The 23,266-nt window shown below is 28.9% G+C and carries 21 protein-coding genes; 3 read left to right on the forward strand and 18 right to left on the reverse strand.

Translation table 11 applies throughout. The features are described from left to right. From ACFQ1U_RS12480 to rplS, 8 genes are all read right to left on the reverse strand, one after another. A partial coding sequence (locus ACFQ1U_RS12480) for a hypothetical protein (protein ID WP_386108881.1) occupies positions 1-489 on the reverse strand: 489 nt, incomplete at its 3' end. Positions 490-567: 78 nt separating this feature from the next. After that, positions 568-1,254, reverse strand: coding sequence for a hypothetical protein (locus ACFQ1U_RS12485; protein ID WP_386108883.1), 687 nt, complete (start codon positions 1,252-1,254; stop codon positions 568-570). Positions 1,255-1,320: 66 nt separating this feature from the next. Next, positions 1,321-2,265 carry a hypothetical protein gene (locus ACFQ1U_RS12490; protein WP_386108885.1) on the reverse strand — a complete coding sequence of 315 codons (945 nt, stop codon included), beginning with the start codon at positions 2,263-2,265 and terminating at the stop codon, positions 1,321-1,323. Between the two features lie 135 nt (positions 2,266-2,400). Further along, positions 2,401-3,456 (reverse strand): D-alanine--D-alanine ligase, encoded by a 1,056-nt coding sequence (locus tag ACFQ1U_RS12495; protein WP_386108887.1) that lies wholly within the window; start codon positions 3,454-3,456, stop codon positions 2,401-2,403. A 3-nt stretch (positions 3,457-3,459) separates the two neighbouring features. Beyond that, positions 3,460-3,696, reverse strand: coding sequence for a DUF6095 family protein (locus ACFQ1U_RS12500; RefSeq protein WP_386108889.1), 237 nt, complete (start codon positions 3,694-3,696; stop codon positions 3,460-3,462). Beyond that, the gene (gene murQ / locus ACFQ1U_RS12505; protein WP_386108891.1) at positions 3,696-4,508 is read right to left on the reverse strand and encodes an N-acetylmuramic acid 6-phosphate etherase; all 813 of its coding nucleotides are present in this window, start codon (positions 4,506-4,508) and stop codon (positions 3,696-3,698) included. Before murQ ends, ACFQ1U_RS12500 begins: the two co-directional genes overlap by 1 nt. A 171-nt stretch (positions 4,509-4,679) precedes the next feature. After that, entirely contained in the window at positions 4,680-6,896 is a 2,217-nt protein-coding gene (locus ACFQ1U_RS12510) for an NADP-dependent isocitrate dehydrogenase (RefSeq protein ID WP_386108893.1), read from the reverse strand. Positions 6,897-7,459: 563 nt separating this feature from the next. Further along, a complete protein-coding gene (rplS, locus tag ACFQ1U_RS12515; RefSeq protein WP_386108896.1) occupies positions 7,460-7,807 on the reverse strand; it encodes a 50S ribosomal protein L19 in 348 nt (115 codons plus the stop codon). Between the two features lie 267 nt (positions 7,808-8,074). Here rplS and ACFQ1U_RS12520 point away from each other — a divergent pair, with 267 nt between their 5' ends. After that, complete coding sequence (locus tag ACFQ1U_RS12520; protein WP_386108898.1) at positions 8,075-8,767, forward strand: phosphatase PAP2 family protein; 693 nt, start codon at positions 8,075-8,077, stop codon at positions 8,765-8,767. After that, on the forward strand, positions 8,767-10,248 hold the full coding sequence (locus ACFQ1U_RS12525) for an ArnT family glycosyltransferase (protein WP_386108900.1): 1,482 nt from the start codon (positions 8,767-8,769) through the stop codon (positions 10,246-10,248). The genes ACFQ1U_RS12520 and ACFQ1U_RS12525 overlap by 1 nt, the downstream gene beginning before the upstream one ends. A 2-nt stretch (positions 10,249-10,250) precedes the next feature. Here ACFQ1U_RS12525 and trmD read toward each other — a convergent pair whose 3' ends face one another. The 10 genes from trmD to ACFQ1U_RS12575 all read right to left on the reverse strand — a co-directional run bounded on the left by trmD (position 10,251) and on the right by ACFQ1U_RS12575 (position 22,500). Beyond that, positions 10,251-10,928, reverse strand: a complete 678-nt coding sequence (trmD, locus tag ACFQ1U_RS12530; protein ID WP_386108902.1) for a tRNA (guanosine(37)-N1)-methyltransferase TrmD — start codon at positions 10,926-10,928, stop codon at positions 10,251-10,253. Positions 10,929-10,962: 34 nt separating this feature from the next. Then, on the reverse strand, positions 10,963-11,481 hold the full coding sequence (locus ACFQ1U_RS12535) for a DinB family protein (protein WP_386108904.1): 519 nt from the start codon (positions 11,479-11,481) through the stop codon (positions 10,963-10,965). A 27-nt stretch (positions 11,482-11,508) separates the two neighbouring features. Further along, a complete protein-coding gene (locus ACFQ1U_RS12540) occupies positions 11,509-12,369 on the reverse strand; it encodes an RluA family pseudouridine synthase (RefSeq protein WP_386108906.1) in 861 nt (286 codons plus the stop codon). Positions 12,370-12,371: 2 nt separating this feature from the next. Then, positions 12,372-14,054: a gamma-glutamyltransferase gene (gene ggt, locus ACFQ1U_RS12545; protein WP_386108908.1), complete on the reverse strand. Its 1,683-nt coding sequence runs from the start codon at positions 14,052-14,054 to the stop codon at positions 12,372-12,374. Then, positions 14,051-14,647: an acyl carrier protein phosphodiesterase gene (locus ACFQ1U_RS12550; protein ID WP_449343029.1), complete on the reverse strand. Its 597-nt coding sequence runs from the start codon at positions 14,645-14,647 to the stop codon at positions 14,051-14,053. The genes ggt and ACFQ1U_RS12550 overlap by 4 nt, the downstream gene beginning before the upstream one ends. Positions 14,648-14,699: 52 nt before the next feature. After that, positions 14,700-16,322 (reverse strand): hypothetical protein, encoded by a 1,623-nt coding sequence (locus ACFQ1U_RS12555; protein ID WP_386108912.1) that lies wholly within the window; start codon positions 16,320-16,322, stop codon positions 14,700-14,702. Positions 16,323-16,334: 12 nt separating this feature from the next. Then, positions 16,335-17,504, reverse strand: coding sequence for a DUF4249 domain-containing protein (locus ACFQ1U_RS12560; RefSeq protein WP_386108914.1), 1,170 nt, complete (start codon positions 17,502-17,504; stop codon positions 16,335-16,337). Between the two features lie 3 nt (positions 17,505-17,507). Then, positions 17,508-20,222, reverse strand: a complete 2,715-nt coding sequence (locus tag ACFQ1U_RS12565) for a TonB-dependent receptor (protein WP_386108916.1) — start codon at positions 20,220-20,222, stop codon at positions 17,508-17,510. A 9-nt stretch (positions 20,223-20,231) separates the two neighbouring features. Continuing rightward, positions 20,232-20,921, reverse strand: a complete 690-nt coding sequence (locus ACFQ1U_RS12570; RefSeq protein WP_386108918.1) for a hypothetical protein — start codon at positions 20,919-20,921, stop codon at positions 20,232-20,234. Between the two features lie 115 nt (positions 20,922-21,036). Continuing rightward, complete coding sequence (locus ACFQ1U_RS12575) at positions 21,037-22,500, reverse strand: aminoacyl-histidine dipeptidase (RefSeq protein ID WP_386108920.1); 1,464 nt, start codon at positions 22,498-22,500, stop codon at positions 21,037-21,039. Positions 22,501-22,636: 136 nt separating this feature from the next. Between ACFQ1U_RS12575 and recR the strand changes: the two genes are divergently transcribed. Further along, complete coding sequence (recR, locus tag ACFQ1U_RS12580; RefSeq protein ID WP_386108922.1) at positions 22,637-23,254, forward strand: recombination mediator RecR; 618 nt, start codon at positions 22,637-22,639, stop codon at positions 23,252-23,254. Positions 23,255-23,266: the final 12 nt, after the last annotated feature.

Raw genomic sequence — 23,266 nt, forward strand, 5'->3', positions numbered from 1 at the left:
GTTATTAGGCACATCAATAGTGAAATTAGGATATGTTCCCCCTACAGTTACATTACCATTACCACCATCAACAATAGTTACAGTTTGATCAGGAGCTGAGTTTGTAACTTGAAAATCTTGCCCAGTTTGTGTTACGGAAATTCCTGTACCAGCGGATACTGTTTCTGAAAGTTCAGAAAGGTTTACAGTTTGGGTATTACCATTTTCAATTGAAATGGTTAATGTATTAGAAGAATCATCATAATTAAATGATGTTATGTTTTGTGAGTCTGTGTTGTCTAAATAGTCTGATAAGTTTAACCAATTAGTTCCATCCCAAAAATTTACAATACTTGGTGTTGTACTAGTGTTAAACCATACATCGCCTTCAACCGGATTGGTTGGAGCTATGTTTGCCTCTGTGACAGAATTATTGTTAACAATACGAAGTGTTCCTTTGTTATCAATAACTCTTACTTCTTGAGCATTGATCTCATTTAATGAGATCAATGCAGAAGTAATTAAGATTACTCTTAAAAGATTTTGTTTGTAAAACTTTCTACTTAACAATTTACTTTAAATAATTTTTTATTTAACGTATTGAACTTCAATAACATCTCCAGCATATACAGACCAGTCATTAGGAACTGTAGTACTTGGAATTAATGTTACGTCTGAACCTGAAACAGTATAATCTAAATTTGCAATAAGCTTAGCTCCGTTTCTGTAAACCCAAACTTTTTCAAAAGTTGGTAATACTATAGGCCCTGTTAAAGTGTAGGTAGTTTGTCCTGCTGTAGCAGTAAAAACTTGATGTCCACTTTGTAACAAGTCAGTAGCTAATAATTTCTTAGTAGCACCTGTAGCTTCATCTCTTACTAATACGGTCCACCCTGTACCTGTACCTGCATCAGATCCTGTTGTTGCATCTGTAGAAGCATTACCTGTTTCTAATTCTATTCCGTTCAAACCAAAAATGTTACCATCAACGTCAATAAAAGTGTCATCTGTTAAAGCTCCACCCAATTGCCAAGTTGTTGTTGTTACATCATTAGTAGTGTTTGATAATAAAGTCAATCCGTTTTTAACTTGTAAATACTTGATTGTACCTTTGTTATCTATAACTCTAATAGCACCACCTGTAGTTGTAGTTCCAGGAAGAGCATCTGCTTCCTTAGTTACGTCTCCAGCTGTTTGTTGTGCGCTTACAGTACCAGCTACTAACATTGCTGCCGTAAAAGCAGCGATCTTTAATCTTTTTGTAATTGAATTCATAATTGATAATTGTGTTAAATGTGATTTAGGGTTGTAATTATTAGTTAATTTTAAATATTGTTATACCTAGTAAAATTGTACTATTCTAATTTGATCTCCGTCAAAACAAATTGCACCAGCTTCAACTTCTATAGTGGTAGTGTTTACAATGGTAAAATCCACCCTGACACCGTTTCTGTAAACATTAACTTTTCTACCATCTGTAATAGGTAGAGGAGCTGTAAATTGAGTTTGACCATTAATTGCTGTAATTTCAGCAACTTCTTCTCTCATTAATGAAGATAAGTTAACCCTTCTTAATTCACCCGTAGTTTGGTTAACAGTTACTATATCATCTTGAGTTACATCACCGTCTTGTAATCCTTGAATTGCAAGTGTGTTAGTTGCATCTGTTGTAATTGTTGTAGGTCGAATTAACACACCACCAAGTTGAATTGTATTATTAGCAGCAACAAAAACACCATTATTTGCATTTACGCTAGTGCTCGAATTCACCCATGAGCTACCGTTGTAAGCATAAATGATACCCGTTGTTTGATCAACATATAAATCACCAGCAATTGGATTTGGTGCGTTTGATGAATCTGGAGCACCATTACCTCGTCTAGGATTTGTATCTATAGGAATCCATTGGCTACCGTCCCAAATACTAACATAATTATTATTAGCATCGTTTATCCAAAAATCACCCATTGAATTGTTGGTTGGAGCCGAACCTGATGTTGTTACAGTAATATTATTGGAAGTTGAATTGCTACATAAACTTACCCAAGTAGTCCCATTGTAAGTATACACACAATCACTATCAGTATTGTATACTAATGCACCACGTAAAGGTTGGATGCTATTCATTTCAGCATCTGTAAGCCTTGTAATTACTAGTACTTTGTCAGAGCTTTCTAATTCAAGGATTGAATTACTATCAATTATTGAAGGGTTATCCCCAATTTTAACTTGAGAATAAATATTAAATGTGGCAAAGTATAGTATAAAGAATAAAAACCTTTTCATTTATTGGGGATAAAATGTTTTGTTTTAGTACTTTATATATTTAGAAACATAAACATTGTTTCAGGTCACAAATATACAATGATTTTTTCTAAATTATTTTAAAGATAATAAAAAATACCTATTTTTCAATTAGTTTTAACTATTTTTCAAAGATTTTAGTTTTTTGGTGTATTCTTTTAACCATAAAATTTCATTAACAAATGTTAATGTTTTTATGTAAGGAACATTTGCTGATTTGTTATTATATACTGCTATGTCATATAACGATTTCCAGTGAGATCTTATTGCCTTTAACGCTTTAAAATAGGTGTAATTATTAGTATCATATATATGTGTAGGTTCTGCAATAATTCCATTTATTTCTAAAATCTTGAAGTTTTTTCCTTTTTCTAATTCCTTAAATGAGTTATACTTTAAGTCGATTCGACCATAATACCAACCATCAATATTATTGCTTAACTTATCAAATGTATATGTTAATTCTTTAGAGATTAAGTGATTACCATTAATAAATTGAGTGCCTTTTGAGTGGTTTCCTATAACGGTTAGCCTAATCTCTTTGTTTTTTGGAGGTATTTCTAAAAGATTATCCTGATGAATTTCTCTGAAAAGATCTATATATAGCTTCGCTCTGTTATCAGCTAATATTAATTCTTGAAGATTATGTATACCGTTTCCGGTAACAGAAATGAATTTTTTTAAGGTAACAGAACTTATGTAGCCTTTAGATTGATTAGGTTTTCTATGATAGAAAACACCACATTCGTTTTTATAATCTAAAAACTCTTGTAAAATAAAGTTTATTGGATAGTTCTGTAAATAGCTTTCTAATTCTGTATCTGAATTTATTTTTTTTACCAATAACCCTCTAAATCCAACATCCGGTTTTGCTATAATAGGGTAGTAGATGTTATTTTTTTCTAAAAGGTCTTTTACTTTTAAAAAATTAGTATTGGGTTTAATTAATACAGATTTAGGTCTAAATTCTTCAGGAACTAATAGTATTGTTTCATATTTACTTTCTGTTCCATTTCCTGAACTTTTAATTCCTGGGTTGGCAGCTGTAAAAAACACACTACTACGAGCTTTTATAGCTAAATAAAAAGCATATGGTAAATTAGGAACATAAAACATTGATGATGGCCAATACTCCCAATTAGTAAGTTTTTCTATGTTGAATTTTTTTTTCAAAATTTATTCATTGAAAAGTACATCTAAAAAAGATTTAAATGTTTTAAATCCAAAATATACAGTAAATAACACTAATGATGCACCAATAAATAATAATAAATAAGCAATATAAATACCAGGACTTGTGTTATAAGCTCTTAAAGCTTTGAAGGCTACACTTAAAACTAACGGCGATAATATTAGTAAACCTAAAAGAGCCATGAGTTTTTTTAAAGGTTTTTCGTAGGCAGATATATCCATTATAAATTATAGTTTTGAATAGCATTTCTTACACTACCATATTTTTGTAGTAGTTCTTTAGCTTTATCTTGGTCGATATTTAATTCAGAAACTAACATGTTTTCACCTCTTTCTAAAAGTTTTTTATTAGAGAGTTGCATATCTACCATCTTATTACCTTTTACTTTTCCAAGCTGAATCATGGTTGCGGTTGATAACATGTTTAATACTAATTTTTGTGCTGTTCCTGCTTTCATTCTTGAGCTTCCAGTAACAAATTCAGGTCCAACAACAACTTCTACAGGGAATTTAGCTGTTTTTGCCAATGGACTACCAGCATTACATGTAATACATCCTGTTAAAATGTTATTTTGATTGCATTTTTCTAAAGCAGCAATTACATACGGAGTTGTTCCAGATGCAGCTATTCCTACAACCACATCTTTATTTGAAATATTATAAGTTAGTAAATCTTCCCATCCTTGAGTAATAGAATCCTCAGCAAACTCTACAGCTTTTCTAATAGCTGTATCTCCTCCAGCAATTAAACCAATTACAGTATTGAAATCAACTCCAAAAGTAGGAGGGCATTCAGAAGCATCAACAACACCTAATCTTCCACTTGTGCCTGCACCTAAATAAAAAAGACGTCCACCAATTTTTAACTTTTCTACAATTTCTTGTGTCAATTTTTCTATTTGTGGTATGGCCTTTTCAACAGCGTATGGTACTGTTTTATCCTCGTTATTAATTTTGATTAACAGGTTGTTAATACTCATTTTTTCGAGGTCGTTGTATTTTGATGCTTTTTCTGTGGTTTTTATAAATGTCATGTTTCAAAAGTAAGTATATTTTTTTTGAAGATGTATTGTGACTAATTAAAAAATAGTGTGTCTTTAAAATACAATACTTCGATGAGGGAAAAAGAAGTAAGAAAAGAGAAGGAAAGAAAAAAGCGAGTTACATTAGTAACTCGCTTTTCTTATTAATATAAGTTTTAAAAACTATAAAATATTGTTTAAAATACTACATGGTCTCATTGCAGCATCTGCTAATTCATCATTTGGTTCATAATAACCACCAATGTTAACTGCTTTACCTTGAATTTCATTTAATTCATTAACAATATTAGTTTCATTAGCTTCCATTTTTTCAGCTAATGCAGCAAACTCTTCTTTTAAGTCTGCATTTTTATCCTGACTAGCTAATTCTTGAGCCCAGTACATTGCTAAATAAAAATGACTTCCTCTGTTGTCTAATTCTCCAGCTTTACGTGAAGGAGACTTCTTGTTATCTAATAACCTTTCAATAGCATTATCTAAAGCTTCTGCTAATACTAATGCTTTTGGGTTGTTAGTAGTTTCTCCTAAATGTTCTAATGATACAGCTAAAGCTAAAAACTCTCCTAAAGAATCCCAGCGTAAGTGGTTTTCTTCAACAAATTGTTGTACGTGCTTTGGAGCAGATCCACCAGCACCAGTTTCAAATAGTCCACCACCATTCATTAACGGAACAATTGATAACATTTTAGCAGAAGTACCTAATTCTAAAATAGGGAATAAATCTGTTAAATAGTCACGTAAAACATTTCCAGTAACAGAAATTGTATCTTCACCAGCTTTGGTTCTTTTTAATGTATATTGAGTTGCTTCTGCAACAGACATGATGTGGATTTCTAATCCGTTGGTATCATGGTTTGGTAAGTATTTTTCTACCTTTTTAATTAATTCAGCATCGTGTGCTCTATTTTTGTCTAACCAAAAAACTGCAGGTGTTTGAGTTGCTTTAGCACGTGTAACAGCTAATTTAACCCAGTCTTGAATTGGAGCATCTTTAGTTTGACACATTCTCCAGATGTCACCTTCTTCCACGTTGTGTTCAATTAAAGTATTTCCAGCAGCATCTACTACAGATACTTTACCATTGGCAGAGATTTCAAAAGTTTTATCGTGAGAACCATATTCTTCTGCTTTTTTAGCCATTAACCCTACATTAGGTACAGTTCCCATTGTAGTAGGATCAAATGCTCCGTTTTCTTTACAAAAATCGATTGTTGCTTGGTATAATGAAGCGTAAGAACTATCAGGAATAACAGCTTTAGTATCTTGTGTTTTTCCTTCTTTATTCCACATTTGGCCAGAAGTACGAATCATTGCTGGCATAGATGCATCAATAATAACGTCAGATGGTACATGTAAATTGGTAATTCCTTTATCAGAATTTACCATGGCTACATCTGGGTTTTTAGCATAAATAGCATCTATATCAGCTAAAATCTCCGCTTTTTTCTCAGCAGAAACTTCATCTAAATTACTTAATAAGTTTCCGAAACCGTTGTTTACATCAACACCAATTTTTTCAAAAGTTTCTCCGTGTTTTTCAAATAAATCTTTGAAGAAAGTTTTTACTGCATGCCCAAAAATGATAGGATCAGAAACTTTCATCATAGTTGCTTTCATGTGTAATGAGAACAACACACCTTTATCTTTAGCATCTTTAACTTGTTCGTCTAAGAAAGTTAATAATGCTTTTTTGTTCATAACTGAAGCGTCAATAACCTCACCTTCTAATAATGAAACCTTGTCTTTTAAAACAGTTTGATTTCCATTAGCATCTGTGTGTACAATTTTTACGTCTGTAGCAGCGGGTAATGTTACCGATTTTTCGTTATGAGCAAAATCATTTTCGCTCATAGTTGCTACGTGAGTTTTAGAGTCAGAACTCCAAGCTCCCATAGAATGAGGGTTTTTCTTTGCGTAATTTTTTACAGCTTTCGGAGCACGACGATCAGAGTTTCCTTCACGTAAAACTGGGTTTACGGCAGATCCTTTAACTTTATTATAACGTGCTAATATCTCTTTTTCTTCAGCTGTTTCTGCTTCTTCTGGATAATCTGGCAAAGCATATCCTAAAGCTTGTAATTCTTTAACAGCGGCCTTTAATTGTGGTACTGAAGCACTAATATTTGGTAATTTTATAATATTAGCTTCTGGTTTAGTAGCTAATTCACCTAAAAATGCCAATGCATCTTCTACACGTTGTTCTTCAGTTAAGTAATCAGAAAAGTTTGCTAAAATTCTTCCTGCTAAAGAAATATCTTTAGTTACAATTTCTATATTAGATGATTTTGTAAAAGCCTTTACAATTGGTAAAAACGAGCGGGTAGCCAAAGCTGGAGCCTCATCCGTTTTTGTATACATGATCTTAGCTGTTGTACTCATATATCTGTTTGTTTGTTTAAGTTTGAAGTGCAGCAAATTTACACATTACAATTCATTTTTTTAATGATAAATTGTTAGAAATAAGGATGTTTTTTTATTAATATGTTAAAAGGAGAAGTTTTTTAGCGTATTGAAACGTTAAAATTAAAAAGCCATACTGCATTTTAAAAATGTAAGTATGGCTTTTCCTGAAACATTTTAAAAGAAACTCACTGTATTTAATTAAACTACTTAACTAAATCTTTACCAATGTTTCAGCTGCTTGTGTAAAGTGGAAACTTTAAAAACAAGTGGTGTTTTTCAAAATTGATTTTAATTTTTTAAAATCTGTAAAAAACCGAATATAAACTTGTATTTTGAAAAACAATTAAATAAATAAAAGAACGTAACTTTTAATTTTTTGTGTGATATTTATATTTCAAAAATACAAATTTAAATACTGATTATCAATGCTTTAATTAAAATTAAGTTAACAAATTTATTTTATTGATTTGTTAACAATTGTCAATAAAAAAAACGATGCATTTGCATCGTTTTTAATAAGATAAAAAGTGGTGAAACTCTTAGTTTCTTCTTTCTTTAATTCTTGCTTTTTTACCAGTAAGACCTCTAAAGTAGAAGATACGTGCTCTACGAACTTTACCTCTTTTGTTAATTTCAATTTTTTGAATTGTTGGTAAGTTTACAGGGAAGATACGCTCTACACCTACAGTACCAGACATTTTTCTAATTGTAAAAGTCTCTGAGGATCCAGATCCTCTTCTTTGGATAACAACTCCTTTAAAAAACTGAGTACGAGTTTTGTTACCCTCTTTAATTTCGTAATAAACTGTAATTGTATCACCAGCAGCAAACTCTGGTAATTCATTTTTTGTTACAAATTCGTCTTGTACAAATTTAACTAAATCCATTTTTATAAATATATGATGGTTGAAACAAAGCAACATTCACGATTTTCGTCAGAGGTTGATTTTGCGAGTGCAAATTTATAATTATTTTTTGTTTTTCTAGTGTTTTTTCAAAATTAAATTTATATCAAAAAAAAGATGTTCTGTTTTAATAAATGGTTGTTTTATAGTTTAATGGCCTGGTTAAAGATTACATTATTTTAAATATTAAGTAAAATGTAGTTTAGTTTGTAAATGTAATTTTCGAGTGCTTAAAAATACTTGAAATTTATGATTGTTTTAGTGCATAAACCAGTAGCCCAAAAAACTAAAAATAATTTATTAACTATCTTTTTTCTAAAATTAATAGCAACAATTAAAGCTATTAAAAAACAAACAACAACGGCTTACCTATTATTTTTTATAATTTCAGCATGTTTACTTGTAATCTATAATAAAGAAACGTTGCATTTATTAACTAATAAGTTTCATACAAGGTTTTTAGATCTGTTTTTTAAATATGCTACTTATTTGGGAGATGGTGTTATGTTTGGTGTTTTAGCTGTCTTATTCTTTTTTATTAAAAGAAAAATGACTTTAGTTTTTGCTATTAGTGGTTTTTTAACTTTGTTGATAACGTTTGTGTTTAAAAAACTTATTTTTAAAGGTGTTCCAAGACCTGCATCGATTTTTGGTGTTGATAATCTTCATTTAATTGATGGTGTTAAAATGGCTTTTTGGAACTCTTTTCCTTCGGGACACACTACAACTGCTTTTGCAATTTTTACCATATTATGTTTATATTTTAATAAATGTGCTTCTCAATATTTATGGCTTTCATTGGCTATAATTGCTGGATTATCACGAGTGTATTTATCTCAACATTTTTTAATGGATGTTTTTGTAGGATCCGGAATTGGTGTTTTGATAGGATTAGTAAGTATGTCTTTATTTCAAGATGCTGTTATTAGAAAGATTCATTAATGCTGTCTGTTTATAAAAGATATACATTAATCTTCATTATTATCAGTACTGTATTAAGAATTTTTTTAGCTTCTAGTTTAGAGTTTGGTAATGATGAAGTATACTATTGGTTATACGCTAAATATCCTGCAATTAGCCATTTTGATCATCCACCCATGGTTGGTTTTTTTATCCAGTTTTTTACTTTTAATTTATTTTTTGATAATGAACTAGTTATTAGGTTAGCCGCTATTATTCCTATAAGTATAGCAATGTATATCATTTTTTTAATAGCGAGTACTATTAAAAATGATAAAGTTGGTTTTATAGCAGTTTTACTTTGCAATCTTAACATTTATGCATTAGTAATTTCGGGTACATTTATATTACCAGATGCTCCTATGATTTTATTTTGGTTGTTAGGTTTTTATTTTTTTATTCAAAGTATAACAGAAGATGTTATAACAGAGTCAAAAACTAAACTTCTATTAGGATTTTTATTTACAGCTTTAGCAATTTACAGTAAATACCAAGCAATATATTTATTATTTGGAGTTGTTTTATATATAGTTAGTTTTAGAATACAGTGGCTAAAAACTAGAACCTTTTATTTAGGTTTTATTTTTCCTCTTATTGCTATTGGATTGATTTTTTATTGGAATTATACAAATGACTTTATTAGTTACAAATTTCACGGAAATCGGGTTTCTTTTTTTAGTGGGTCTTTTAATAGTACTGCCTTTTTAAGAGAAATATTAGGTCAAATTATTTATAATAATCCATACCTTTTTTATTTAAGTGTTTTGTTTCTTTTAGCTATTTATAAGAAGAAATTAACAGACCCAAAACTATATTTTATTCTGTTTTGTAGCTTACCTTTATTATTAACTACTATCTATTTATCAATATATAGAAATACGTTACCTCATTGGTCAGGTATTGCATATATTACTTTAATACCTGGTTTGGCTTTATTAATTGAAAAAATACCTATTAAAAGGTTGGTTTTTGGTTTTGCTTTTATGCTTATTATGTTAATAACTGCTTTGTTTTCTGTTGATAAAGGTTTGTTTATTCCTGTTGATAACTTTGCAAAGAAAGAACGATTAGGAAAAAATGATGTGACGTTAGATATGTTTGGATGGAAACAGGCGTCGGATAAAATTTCATCAAATTTAATTAAAAAACAGCTAACTCAACTTCCTATAGTATCTAACAATTGGTATCCTGCAGCGCATATAGATTATTATATTGCTAGGCCTAATAAGATGAAGGTTTACGGACTGGGAAACTTAGCAAACATTCATAAATATTATTGGATTAATAATAAGTATAGACCTTTAGAAAAAGAAGTTTTATATATAACCGACAGTAGAAATTATAAAAATCCGTCTATTTTTCAATCAAATGGTTATCAAACAAGTGAATTAATACAAAAAACTCCGATTCTGAGAAACGGAGTTGTAGTTAAATATGTGTTTGTATATAAATTATTTAAGTAGTATTAGTCTTCTAACAAATCAGGTCTAATCTCTTGCGTTCTTTTATAGGCTTGTTCATTACGCCATTCTTCAATTTTAGGGAAATTTCCAGATAATAATACATCAGGAACTTTCATGCCTTCATATTCAGATGGACGTGTGTATACTGGAGGAGATAACAAATTGTCTTGAAAAGAATCGGTTAGGGCAGAGGTTTCATCACCTAAAACACCAGGGATTAACCTTATTACTGCATCACACAATACGGCTGCAGCTAATTCTCCACCTGTTAATACATAATCACCAATAGAAATTTCTTTAGTAATAAATTTATCTCTAACACGCTGGTCAACTCCTTTATAGTGACCAGTTAAAATGATAATATTTTCTTTTAAAGATAATTGATTAGCAGTTGCCTGATTTAAAGTAGGTGCATCTGGAGTCATGTAAATAATTTCATCATAAGTACGCTCCGATTGAAGTTTTTCAATACATTTAGCAATTGGCGCTATCATTAAAACCATACCAGCACCACCACCAAATTGGTAATCGTCAATTTGACGATAATTACCAAAACCATACTCTCTTAAATTATGAAAATGTACTTCTGCCAATTCTTTTTCAATGGCACGTTTCATCATAGAGTGGTTAAAAGGACTTTGAAGTAAATCAGGTTCTACCGTTATAATATCTATTCGCATGCCGCAAATGTAGTGGTTTTAACTAAAGTAATTGTTATAAATATCGCTCTTTAATAATGTTATTATGCCATTTACTATGTCCAATTATTAAAAAAGCACATGCTCTAGCAGATATCTTTTGATCACTTGCAATTCCAATATTTTTTAGATTTTCTTCGGAAATACTACTAACTAAATTGATACTGTATTCTCTAGTAACCTTAAATTCTTCAAGTAACGAGTTCATACTTTTTTTTGAGGCTTCTGAGGGAAGTATGTATATATTTTGGTCAAAACCAACTAAAGGAGCCATATCATTTCTAGCTATTCTTAAAAAACGATACATAAAAATACGTTCTGTATCAATTATATGTTGTAATACCTCTTTAATAGACCATTTGTTAGATTCATATTTGTAATCATGTTTTTGTTCAGGTATAGCTTTATAAAAAGCTATTATTTCATCTTTATTTAGGGTAAGTCCGTTAATAAGTTCTGTATTGTCATCAACTAAGTAAATATAATTGGCAAAATAACCGTTGTATTCTGTTTCTTGTAAACTAGATTTTAGCATTGATATTTTTTGATTAAAGATACTATTTTATTGAGAAAATATTTTTTTAAACTTAGAAGGTAGTTCTTTTGTTATTGATATATTTTCATTTGTAAATGGATGTGTAAAATTTAAACTAGAAGCATGTAAAAAAAGACCTTTTCCCTTATGGTAGAATTCAGGTAAATAATACAATTGATCTCCTAAAATGGGATTTTTTAAGAATAAAAGATGCTTTCTTAATTGATGCTTTCTGCCTGTTTTTGGATATAATTCAACTAAATTTAATTTATTAAACTTTACAGAAGAAGATGATTGTAATACTTTGTAATGTGTTAATGCTTTTTTTTCATCAATATCAACATCAATAACTCCTTCTTCATTCATATTTCCAACACAAACAGCATGGTATGTTTTTTGAATTTTTTTATGTTCAAATAGTTGGTTTAATTTTGTAATGCTGCTTACGGTTTTTCCTATTAAAAGTAATCCGCTGGTAGCATAATCAAGTCTATGAACAGGTTGTGGAGTAGTAGCATCTAGTTGTAAACTATTCTGTAAATTAGTTGGCAATGCATTTTTAATAGTATAAAAAGAGTTTCCGCTAACTAAAATGCCGGCTGGTTTATATATAGCAGCTAAATAATCATCTTCAAAAATTATGGATAGCTTTAAATTTATTTTTGTTGATTTGTAATCAGTTATACTTTCAAATAATTCAATTGTATCCTTATTATTAATAAAAAGCGCAGTGGTAGCTTTTTTTCCATTTACAAGTACTAATTCTTTTTTAATGGCTTTTTTTATGGATGATTTTGTAGGTGCTGACTTAAAAATTCCTACAGCGTAGTCTTGTAAACGAATAGGTTGGTTTAGTTTTTTGACTATATGTTGCTCTAATAATTTCATAATTAAAAACCAATGGCAGTATCATCACCTCTAGGATCAGCTCCTCCTTCTAATTTTCCGTTAGGAAGAACCAGTATTGCATCAACTTTACCAATAACAGGAGCATTATTTTCGTCCAAAGTATAACCAAGTTTAATGAGTTGATTTTTCACTTGTTCTGAAAAGCTTTTAGGTTCCATTTTTATAACATCAGGTAGCCATTGATGGTGAAATCTTGGTTGATTTACAGCTTCTTGCATCCCCATTTTATATTCATGTACATTGAGTATTGTTTGTAGTACCGAAGTGATAATGGTAGACCCACCTGGTGTACCTACAACCATAAATAATTTATTATTTTTTTCAACAATAGTTGGTGTCATTGAGCTTAGCATTCTTTTTTCTGGAACAATTTTATTTGCTTCAGCACCAATAAGCCCAAACATATTTGGTTCTCCGGGTTTACTGCTAAAATCATCCATTTCATTATTTAAGAAAAAACCAAGTTCAGAACAATATAGCTTTGAGCCATAAGCACCATTTAATGTTGTAGTTACAGAAACAGCATTCCCAAATTGGTCAACAATAGAGTAGTGGGTAGTTTCATCACTTTCTGAGATGTAAAGATTACCATGAGTTATATCTTTAGAGGCAGTTGCCTTATTGAAAGAAAAAGTACTCATTCTTTTATTCACATAATTAGGGCTAATTAATGTATCTATAGGAATGATAACAAAATCAGGATCTCCTAAAAAGAAACTTCTATCTGCATAAGCTCTTCTTTCTGCTTCTGTAATAACTTGAATGCTTTTTACAGAGTTGTGTTTATATTCATCTAACTCATAAGGTTCAATAGCTTTCATTATTTGTGCTAAACATACACCTCCGCTAGATGGTGGAGACATTGAAATAATTTTAAGGTCATCGTATTTGAAAACAACAGGTGTTCTCCATTTAGCTTGATATTTTTGTAGATCTTCTTTAGTTATAATGCCTCCATTCTCTTGAATAAAAGTAACCAGTTTATCAGCAGTTTCTCCGTTATAAAACTCATTTCTGCCATTTTGCTGAATACGAAGTAGGGTTTTAGCTAAACTATTGTATTTTATTGTATCATTTTGTTTCCAAATACTATCGAATATAATAGGCGATTTGTTTACTTTTTTAAAGTTAGGACGATGTTTTTTAAGTCTGTCTTCTTGTTTTTTAGTTACTATAATGCCTTTTTTAGCAAGTTGGATAACAGGTGATAAAATACCTTCAATAGGTAATGTTCCAAATTTTTCATGAGCTTTAAATACACCTGCAATGGTACCTGGAACACCAATAGCCATTGCCCCTAAAGTGCTTTTACCTTTAATAACATTGCCCAAACTATCTAAGTACATGTTTTCTGAGGCAGCCAGTGGAGCTTTTTCTCTATAATCTAAAGCACCGATTTCTCCGTTATTTAATCTGTAAACCATAAAACCACCTCCACCTAAATTTCCAGCATATGGGTAAGCTACTGCTAAAGCAAGTTCAGTAGCTACCATAGCATCAAAAGCATTTCCACCTTTTTTTAATATTGAAATTCCTATAGCAGAAGCTTCTTCTCTTGCAGAAACTACCATCCCTTTTTCAGAAATAACTCCTAAGTTTTTAGTGTTTTTCTTACATGATATTATTACAAAGATTAAGAGAAATAATGTTATATTTTTTTTCATAATGATTTTTTAAGAGTAGCTAATTCATTGGATGTGTAATTTTTTAAATCTTTAAAAAAAGTTAAAAAATCATTTTCAAGTTCGGTATTTAGTAATTGTAAATCTTCAATAGCTAAATGCATTTGAGATTTTCCTTTTGTTCTTCTGTTCATACCTTGAAGTACTTGATCTATACCTTTCTCAAATTGATAATTGTATAACCAATCATATTGAATCATATAAGGTAAAAGTTCTTGAGTTTTTTTTGGAAGTATACTAAAGTGTTTCTGAAGTAATTGATATACATTTTTTACAAAAACAGCTAGTGGGATTTGAGAATATGAACTCCAATTTTTAGCTAAAAAATGATCATAAAAAATATCGATAATTACACCATCATAATGGCCATAGCGTTCATGAAGCCTTCGTTTACTAATTCTAACTATTTCATGATTATCGGTAAATGTATCGATTTTTCGATGTAATAATATTCCTTGTTGTATAGCTTCAGGGAAATGTTGAAACCGATTTCCTCTTACATGATCTGCAAAAAAATTACCCATCATAATTTGAGTATTATTGCCCGATAAATATAGATGCGCGAGGAAATTCATAAGTTAAAAGTAAATAAAAACCACAAACAAAATGTGTTTGTGTTTTTTATATTTAATTAACAGTGATTTGTTTTTGTATAAAAATAGGTTTGTTTTTTTTATCTATTCCTTGTATTTCTATCGTGTATTCCCCTTTGATATCTGAAGTGTAAAAGGTTATATTTTTAGAGGAATCTAAATTAGGATTCCAGTATAACTGTGTTCTGTAATCTGGAATTCTATTGTTTTTAGAATTTGAATAGTCCTCTTTATAATATATTTTTTTTGGTTCTGGATTAATCAAACTAAAATTATAAGAGTTTGGAACATCAGGAATAAAATTTTCATCAAAAAGGTTAATTTCCATAATTCCTTGATATGTGATTGCGCCAAAAATATATTTTTCTTTCAATAAACTGATGGACTTTATTTTATAGGCAGAGAAGTTAATATAATCATCATGACTATATATTATTTGACCGTTAATTATTAATAAAGTAGGTAAAGATTTATCAGTTTCGTTGATGATATCTCTTACATGAAATTTATACCTTCCATTTTCTTGGGAATAAAATACATCATCTAAAACTTCAACAGTAGTTTCTTTTAGAGTTTTAAATCTTTTATAGTCATCTAAATATATAGTTTTAATTCTTGAATCATATGTTTTTTTTATTTCCTTGTTTTTAAAGATGCTGTCTTTTTTTAGCTTAATAAATGATCTATTAATTTGCGTATAAATAGCTCTTTTTTTTATTTCATTAATAATTTCATTACCTATTTTAAGATAATTACTTTTCTTAGGTATGAAAGATAATTTTTCTTCATCATCAAGATTAATTTTATATGCGTGTGCATTATCATCTAATATTTGTAAATTTAATTTATTATCATTTAAATTTTTTATATAGAATGAGAAATCACCATTTTTATTTGTAGAGCCTATTAAATTTATTTTTTGACGAGGAACACTTAGTCCAATAGGTTTATAGGTCATTCCTTTTTTGTCTTTTCTAGTAACAGTTCCGGATAATGTATATCCTCTCGTTTCAACTGTTATATTTTTATTTTTTAAAGGATTAATTTTACTGTTTTTATAATTAGTTATTTTAGGTGTATTAGGAATAGTATTTGTTTTTTTATAAACAGAGATTGAATATTTACCATTAATTAAGGTGCTATCTAGTTTTATTTCAACTAAGTCTCTTTGAGAAAATTTTTGTTTGTTAAGTGATATTAGATCATTATTAAATGAGTTTTTAATATTTTTATTATAAAGAAATTCTAATGAGTCTATTTTTTTTATAAAAGGGTTAATAATTACTATTTCATTAATAAAAACATTATCGTTAAGGAGTATTAAGTTAGTGTAACTTATAAGTTTATAAGTTCCAGATTTTAATTCGTTATCTATAAAAAAATCTCCATAAGCTTCACCATTAGTTAAATTAAATTTTTGCTTATAGATTACCTCATTTTTGCTGTTAAGTAAAAGTATATTACCAATTTTACTTTGCTTTGACAATTTTTTAGTAATAGGGTTTAGACAATAAATTTTATAATAAAGCTTTTCTCCAGTAACAAGAAAATTATTGTTAATTTGAGTGTAAATCTCTTCTTTTAATGTATTGTCATCAGTTTTTCCAAAAGATATAAAACTTAAAAAGAAGATTGTTAGTGCAATTTTAAAATTCATTTTTTAAATAATTTAATCAATCCAAAAGCTTGGACGTTCAGTTGTACCAAGAGCTCTGCAATCCCCACATACTTCAGGAACTAATATAAATGGACCGTTATCCCAAGTCGAAGTTGTTTCTTCATAAAATAAATATCCTCTTTCTATTGCTAGCGCTACTTCATACTCCCTAGAGTAAGGATCGTATATAAGAGGAGAGATAGTGGCACAATCATATATAAAGGGTATATCGTACTCATTTATATCTTCTTTGTTAAAAAATATACGTTTTTCGGTTACACTAGATGCTTCAAAAAAGCCAATAACTTTTTCATTATTATCTATGTTTTTTATGTTACCATTAATAAAACCAACTTGATTTTCTGTAAATACACTTTCAGACTCTGAAAAAATGTTCAGTTTTTCGAAAAATAAATAAGCTCTTTCATTCCTTACAAATTGTTTAACTAATATGGAATATCTATTAGTAAGAATGAAATCATTTATTGATATAGACCTTATAATAAAATTTGATACTTGATCATTTGAAAGAGATTTTGTTTCTATTTGAATGATTGAGTTAGATTTTTGGGTTTTATAGCATATTTGGTCATCATAGTCTTTAAGAATAATTTGTGGAGAAGCAGGATTAGTAACGTCTAGTTTGTAAGGGGACCAAAATGGAGGAATTATTTTATAAGTCTCTTCATATTCATATGAATAGAAATAAGCATTATTGTTAGGGTTGTTTGAATTGGCATATATATTTACTACTTGTTCATCAAAGTTATTAGTACTTACATCGTAATTTATATTGTTTAAAGTTACAGTAGGAGGGAGGTTTTGGAAATCAGATTTATAAGTTTTATTATTATCTGTGATAATTACTAATTGATATGATAAATCGGGTTCAGCGCTAAATTGATTAACAGATCTATAATTTCCATCTGTTATTTCTTCAAAAATATAGTCATTATCATTAGTGTCTCTAATATAAATGATTGCATCTGTTTCTGGGTTAGTTTTAACAGTGTCTATTTGATATGTTCTTGATAGTTTTATTTCATGATGCTTGTTTTCATTTGTTAGCCTTGCTTCAACTACTAATAGATCTTCAAAAGTAGAGCTTTCAGGTTCAAAAGGTTCTATACATTTAACAAATGTAATAGCTGTAATTATTAATAATATCTTTGAAATTTTCATTTATTAAAATTTAAAGTTATAAGTAATTGTAGGAATAGGACTAGAGAAAACAGAACTTTTATATCCTGAAACGTTTCCATTTTGAGTCTCAAAATATATTGAGTAAGGGTTATTTCTACCTAATACATTATAAATTGAAAAATTCCAGAAGCTGTGTGCAAACTTTTTAATTTTATAGCTTCCCTCGATATTTACTCCAATATCCAATCTAAAATAATCTGGAATTCTGAACTGGTTTCTGTTACTGTAAGTAAGATATTCAGTGTTATTATATGTATACTTACCAGTAGGGTATGTAACAGGTCTACCGCTTTGATAACTAAAATTACTTGAAATACTATAGCGATTTGTTATTTTATAATTTAAAACAATGTCTAAACTATGGGGCTTGTCATAATTTGTTGGAAAATATTCACCATTATTAACAGTTTCTTCCTCAAAGTCACTATCTAGTTTAATTAATGATTTTGAGTAACTATAACTAAACCAGCCATTAAACTGACCGGTTGATTTTTTTAATAAAAACTCTACACCATATGATTTTCCAGGACCTTGTAAAACTTCTGTTTCTATTGTTTTATTTAATAGTAAATTAGCACCTATTTTGTAATCTATTAAGTTTTTATAGCTTTTATAATAGCTTTCAAGGTTAATTTCATATGTTTTGTTTTCAAAAAACTTAAGTAGTCCCAATGAAAACTGTATACCTTCTTGGGGTTTTATATTTTTATCTGAAAGTCTCCATGTGTCTAAAGGTGATGCAGTAGTGTTATTGCTAAGTCTATGAATAAACTGAAACGATTTATTAATACTTCCTTTTAATATTAAATCATTTTTAAAACTATAGTTACTACCTATTCTGTAGCTAACTCCATTATAAGATTGATGAATTTGATTATTTTTAAAATTTTTAGTTGCTATTAGATTGGAAGAATTTTTTGGTTTATTGGATTCATATATCCTTTGTTCATGATTACCTAATCCAAGATAGTTGGTAAATCTAATTCCAACATTGTAAGATAGTTTTTTTGAAAAGGAAATATTGTCTGATAAATATATTGAATTTTCTAAGGCTTTTTCTTTAGGAATATCAATTTTAGTTACTGTAGAATCATCATTTTTTGGAGTAATATTTCCAGGGTCTATGTTATAAAGTTTAGATTGAATACCATACGTTATGTTATGTTTTTTAGAATATTTATAATTAAATTTATATTTTAAATTAGTTTCATTAAGGTTGTAGTTTAAATCAAAGCTTCTATTGTTGTCAGCAGAATAATCTATATTAAAATTGTAGTTACTATTACTAATAGTTAGTTTAGATTTAGTCTTATCATTAATTGTATTAATCCAATTAAAGCTTATCATTTTATTACTGTAATTATTTATAGAATCAGAAGCTATTTGAAATTTATCATTGCTATAATAAGCTGTTGTACTTATTTGATTTTTATTATTCAGCTTATGATTGTACTTAATTATGAAATCATTAAAATTTACATTACTATTTTTTAATTTTTTGTCATCCAATACTTTAAGGATCCACTTAGAATAAGTGCTTCTTGCGCCTATAATTAAACCAGACTTATCTTTGATAATAGGGTGTTCAATCATTAAATTTGCAGTAACGGGACCTACAGATGCTTCACCTTTAAATTTTGTTGTACTAGCATTGTTAGTTGATATTTCAAATACAGATGAGAGCCTGCCTCCATGTTCTATTGGAATATTTCCTTTAAATATATTTAAGTCATTAGTTGTGAAAGGATTTATAGCAGAAAACAGACCCAAAAAATGAGTAGGGTTATATAATATGCCTCCATCAAGTAAAAATAAATTTTGATCAACCTTACCACCTCTAACATTTACACCATCTGCTCCTTCACCAGCACTGTTAATTCCAGGTAAAGTTAGTGCGGCTCTAATAAGATCTCTTTCTCCTAAGACTTGAGGAATGGTTTTTATATCTTTTGCTTTTAGATAAGATACACCAGTTGTTTTTTGTTTTATTTTATTGTTTTTATTGCTTAAAACAATTACTTCGTCTAGCTCTTCTAATTTTTCAAATAAATAAAAATTTATTTTACCGTTATTTAATAAAATAATTGTTTTTGTTTCATTAGAAAACCCAGTCATTATCACCTCTAATTTATTAATTCCATATGGAAGCTGAATTGAAAATTCTCCTAGTGAATTTGTTGTAGCATAAATATTTTTATTTCTCTCAATAATTGTAGCTCCTCTTATTACTTTGTTATTTTTATAGTTAAAAACTTGACCTTTAAGTGTGTATTTATCTTTAAAAATATTAGTTTCTTTTCCTATTATAGAGTCGTAATTCTCATTTTTTGAAATAATAGCAGGAGGTGTTTGATTATTATTGTCATTCACTTTGTAAAGTGGCTCCCTAATTAAAATTCCTCTAGTTAAAATTATTTTCAAGTTGTAATTATCTACATAAAAATTAATTTTTGTGTTTTTTAAAATATCAGTAACAATATAATTTAGAGACTTTTTATAATAAGTTTTATTAATTATAATGTTTTTATCTATATCATCATTATTAAAAAGAAATTGATAGTCAGTTTTTCTTTCTAAAGAATCTATAACTTCTATAAGGTTTAGGTTTTTTATATCTATAGTTAAGTTGGAAGTGTCTTCTTGAGAGTGTATTCTAACAACTGATAATAATAAAAGTATAGTAATTAACTCTTTCATAATGTGTAATTAATTTATCAGTTTTATTAGATTCGAAGTTAATTTTTTATAAAATAAATCTGTAGAACTTATTTTTAGCTTTCTATGTTGTTTAAAAAACTTTTTTATAAATTTATTGTGTTCAGGAAATAGTTTGATAAAAGTATTTTTATTTCTAATGTCAGTATTTTGACTCTTATAATTGATGTAATAAATTTGTTCCTCTGTAAATGTGTAGTTTATAAACTTTTTGTTTAGTTTTTTTATAGGTTTTTTCTTATATTTTTTTAAAATAGAAAGCTTATCACTTTCAAAAATATGTTCTACTAATCCAAGTTTTTTATTGTTTACAAGTTTTTTCTTGTTAATAGTTACTTCCGTAATTAATTTTTGCTCTAGAATAATTATCAAAGGTTTATTATTAATAGTAGAGTTTATTTTAATAATAATATCATCATTTGTTAAGTCATATTTTGTATCAATATTCTCAAAAAGTTCACCTCTATAAAATATATCTGCTTTTAAATAATCTCTCGACTTAAAGTAATTATGACTTTTCGTTATTTTGGCATATCTTTCAATAAATAAGTTTCCATAACATAACGATGAGTTTTGTAAATCTTTAATTTGTTCAAACTTTTTATTATTGTCTTTTTGTGATAAAGTTTTATTGTTAAAAAAAAACAATAATAAGTATATGGGAAATAGAGAAAGTTTCATAGCATTTTTTCATTAACAAGCCTTTAAATTTATATTATTTATCTTTAAATAATTAGGAATCAGCTAAAAAAAACAGCTTTAAAAGCTGTTTTTAACATTGGTTAATTATTTATGTTTAGTTTTTACTAGGTATATTCTTTAAGATTTCTAATAAAAAGCTCCAAAATTTTTGAGTAGATGATATTTGAGCTCTTTCATCTGGAGAGTGTGCTCCTTTAATATTAGGACCAAATGAAATCATATCCATTTTAGGGTAATTTTGTCCTAAAATTCCACATTCTAATCCAGCATGACATGCTGCTACATTTGGCTCACTATTATTAATTTCTTTGTATAGTTTTGTTAAAACTTTAAGAATATCTGAATTTACATTAGGTAACCAACCAGGGTATGAACCCGAAAATTCAACATCAAAACCTGCTAATTCGAATACTGAACGTAATGAGTTAGCTAAATCCCATTTATTAGTTTCTGAAGAAGATCTTGTTAAGCATCCTATTTTTATAGCCCCATCTTTAACAATAACTCGTGCAATATTGTTTGATGTTTCTACTAAATCTTCAATATCTGGACTCATCCTGTAAACACCATTTAAAGCGCCGTATATTGCTTTAGTAAGGCCAAGTTGAACCCCAAGATCCATAACAAAATCAGGAGTTGCTGTTTCGTTTAGTTCAATTGTTAAGTTTGGTTCTAATGAAGCAAACTCATGCTTAATATTTTTAATTAATTCATTAGTTTCAAATAAAAAAGGTTTTTCAGAAACTGAATCTATCACTACTGTAGCAAAACTTTCTCTGGGTATAGCGTTACGTAAACTACCTCCATTAATTTCAGAAACTCTTAAGCCAAAGTTGGTAAATCCATCAAACAAAACTCTATTCATTATTTTATTTGCATTTCCTAATCCTTTATAGATATCCATTCCAGAGTGTCCTCCATTTAAGCCTGTAACAGAAATAGTGTAGGCTTTTGTATTGTTAGGTACTTCTTCTTGTGTATAGGTTCTAGTGGCAGTTATATCAACTCCGCCTGCACATCCTATTCCAATTTCATCATCTTCTTCAGTATCTAAATTTAAAAGAATTTCACCAGTTAAAATACCACCTTCAAGACCCATAGCTCCCGTCATTCCTGTTTCTTCATCAATAGTAAATAAAGCTTCTATTGCTGGATGAGAAATATCTGTTGAAGATAAAATAGCCATAATAGCGGCAACACCAAGACCATTGTCTGCACCTAATGTTGTTCCTTCTGCTTTAACCCAGTCACCATCAACAAACATTTTAATTCCTTCAGTGTCAAAATCAAAATTAGTATCAGCGTTTTTTTGATGAACCATATCTAAATGACTCTGCATTACAACTGTTTTTTTATCTTCCATACCTTTTGTAGCTGGTTTACGTATAATTACATTACCAACTTTATCAACCATAGTATCAAGATTTAAACTTTTTCCGAAGTCGACCATGAATTGTATTACGCGTTCTTCTTTTTTAGAAGGTCTTGGTACAGCATTCAGGTCTGCAAAATGATTCCAAACAGCTTTAGGTTCAAGGTTTCTTATATCAGTATTCATCTTTTTATGTTTTATTTTGATGAATCAAAGGTACGGTTTTTAGCCTTTTAGTACGGGGTATGTTAAACAAAGAAAACGATGTGTTTTCTTATTTTATTTTGATTTGCTTTCTCTTTTAATGTTGTAATTTTGCAAAATGGATTTTTCATCAAAACTTTTAGAAAACGCCGTTAATGAAGTTAGTAGATTACCAGGTATTGGTAAACGAACAGCGCTGAGATTAGTACTTCATTTACTTAAGCAGCCTAAAGAAAACACAAAATATTTAACAGAGGCTTTATCTTTGGTTAGAAACGAAGTTAAGTCGTGTGTAAAGTGTCATAATATTTCAGATACAACTCTTTGTGATATTTGTACAAACCCAAATAGAAATGCAGAATTGGTTTGTGTTGTTGAAGATATTAGAGATGTTATGGCTATAGAAAATACAGGCCAGTTTAGAGGTGTTTATCATGTTTTAGGCGGGAAAATATCACCTATTGAAGGTGTAGGGCCACAAAACTTGCAAATTGAGAGTTTGGTATCTAAGGTTAAAAATGGAGAAGTTAAAGAGTTGATATTTGCATTAAGCTCTACCATGGAAGGAGATACCACAAACTTTTATATTTTTAAACAAATAGAAAGTTATCATATAACAACTTCTACTATTGCACGAGGAATATCTGTTGGAGATGAGTTAGAATATGCCGATGAGGTAACCCTAGGAAGAAGTATTGTAAATAGAATACCTTTTGAGCAATCATTAAAAGGATAAAATAAAAAAAGC

The organism is Tenacibaculum geojense, assembly GCF_042676005.1.
Lineage (GTDB): Bacteria > Bacteroidota > Bacteroidia > Flavobacteriales > Flavobacteriaceae > Polaribacter > Polaribacter geojense.

What these genes read in the sequence shown, in the direction of transcription:
- ACFQ1U_RS12525 (WP_386108900.1), top strand. Translation starts at nt 8,767, where the DNA reads ATGCTGTCTGTTTATAAAAGATATACATTAATCTTCATTATTATCAGT.
- ACFQ1U_RS12540 (WP_386108906.1), bottom strand. Translation starts at nt 12,369, where the DNA reads ATGAAATTATTAGAGCAACATATAGTCAAAAAACTAAACCAACCTATT.
- ggt (WP_386108908.1), bottom strand. Translation starts at nt 14,054, where the DNA reads ATGAAAAAAAATATAACATTATTTCTCTTAATCTTTGTAATAATATCA.
- recR (WP_386108922.1), top strand. Translation starts at nt 22,637, where the DNA reads ATGGATTTTTCATCAAAACTTTTAGAAAACGCCGTTAATGAAGTTAGT.
- ACFQ1U_RS12560 (WP_386108914.1), bottom strand. Translation starts at nt 17,504, where the DNA reads ATGAAAATTTCAAAGATATTATTAATAATTACAGCTATTACATTTGTT.
- ACFQ1U_RS12570 (WP_386108918.1), bottom strand. Translation starts at nt 20,921, where the DNA reads ATGAAACTTTCTCTATTTCCCATATACTTATTATTGTTTTTTTTTAAC.
- ACFQ1U_RS12535 (WP_386108904.1), bottom strand. Translation starts at nt 11,481, where the DNA reads ATGCTAAAATCTAGTTTACAAGAAACAGAATACAACGGTTATTTTGCC.
- trmD (WP_386108902.1), bottom strand. Translation starts at nt 10,928, where the DNA reads ATGCGAATAGATATTATAACGGTAGAACCTGATTTACTTCAAAGTCCT.
- murQ (WP_386108891.1), bottom strand. Translation starts at nt 4,508, where the DNA reads ATGACATTTATAAAAACCACAGAAAAAGCATCAAAATACAACGACCTC.
- ACFQ1U_RS12485 (WP_386108883.1), bottom strand. Translation starts at nt 1,254, where the DNA reads ATGAATTCAATTACAAAAAGATTAAAGATCGCTGCTTTTACGGCAGCA.
- ACFQ1U_RS12490 (WP_386108885.1), bottom strand. Translation starts at nt 2,265, where the DNA reads ATGAAAAGGTTTTTATTCTTTATACTATACTTTGCCACATTTAATATT.
- ACFQ1U_RS12510 (WP_386108893.1), bottom strand. Translation starts at nt 6,896, where the DNA reads ATGAGTACAACAGCTAAGATCATGTATACAAAAACGGATGAGGCTCCA.
- ACFQ1U_RS12565 (WP_386108916.1), bottom strand. Translation starts at nt 20,222, where the DNA reads ATGAAAGAGTTAATTACTATACTTTTATTATTATCAGTTGTTAGAATA.
- ACFQ1U_RS12520 (WP_386108898.1), top strand. Translation starts at nt 8,075, where the DNA reads ATGATTGTTTTAGTGCATAAACCAGTAGCCCAAAAAACTAAAAATAAT.
- ACFQ1U_RS12555 (WP_386108912.1), bottom strand. Translation starts at nt 16,322, where the DNA reads ATGAATTTTAAAATTGCACTAACAATCTTCTTTTTAAGTTTTATATCT.
- ACFQ1U_RS12575 (WP_386108920.1), bottom strand. Translation starts at nt 22,500, where the DNA reads ATGAATACTGATATAAGAAACCTTGAACCTAAAGCTGTTTGGAATCAT.
- ACFQ1U_RS12500 (WP_386108889.1), bottom strand. Translation starts at nt 3,696, where the DNA reads ATGGATATATCTGCCTACGAAAAACCTTTAAAAAAACTCATGGCTCTT.
- rplS (WP_386108896.1), bottom strand. Translation starts at nt 7,807, where the DNA reads ATGGATTTAGTTAAATTTGTACAAGACGAATTTGTAACAAAAAATGAA.
- ACFQ1U_RS12550 (WP_449343029.1), bottom strand. Translation starts at nt 14,647, where the DNA reads ATGAATTTCCTCGCGCATCTATATTTATCGGGCAATAATACTCAAATT.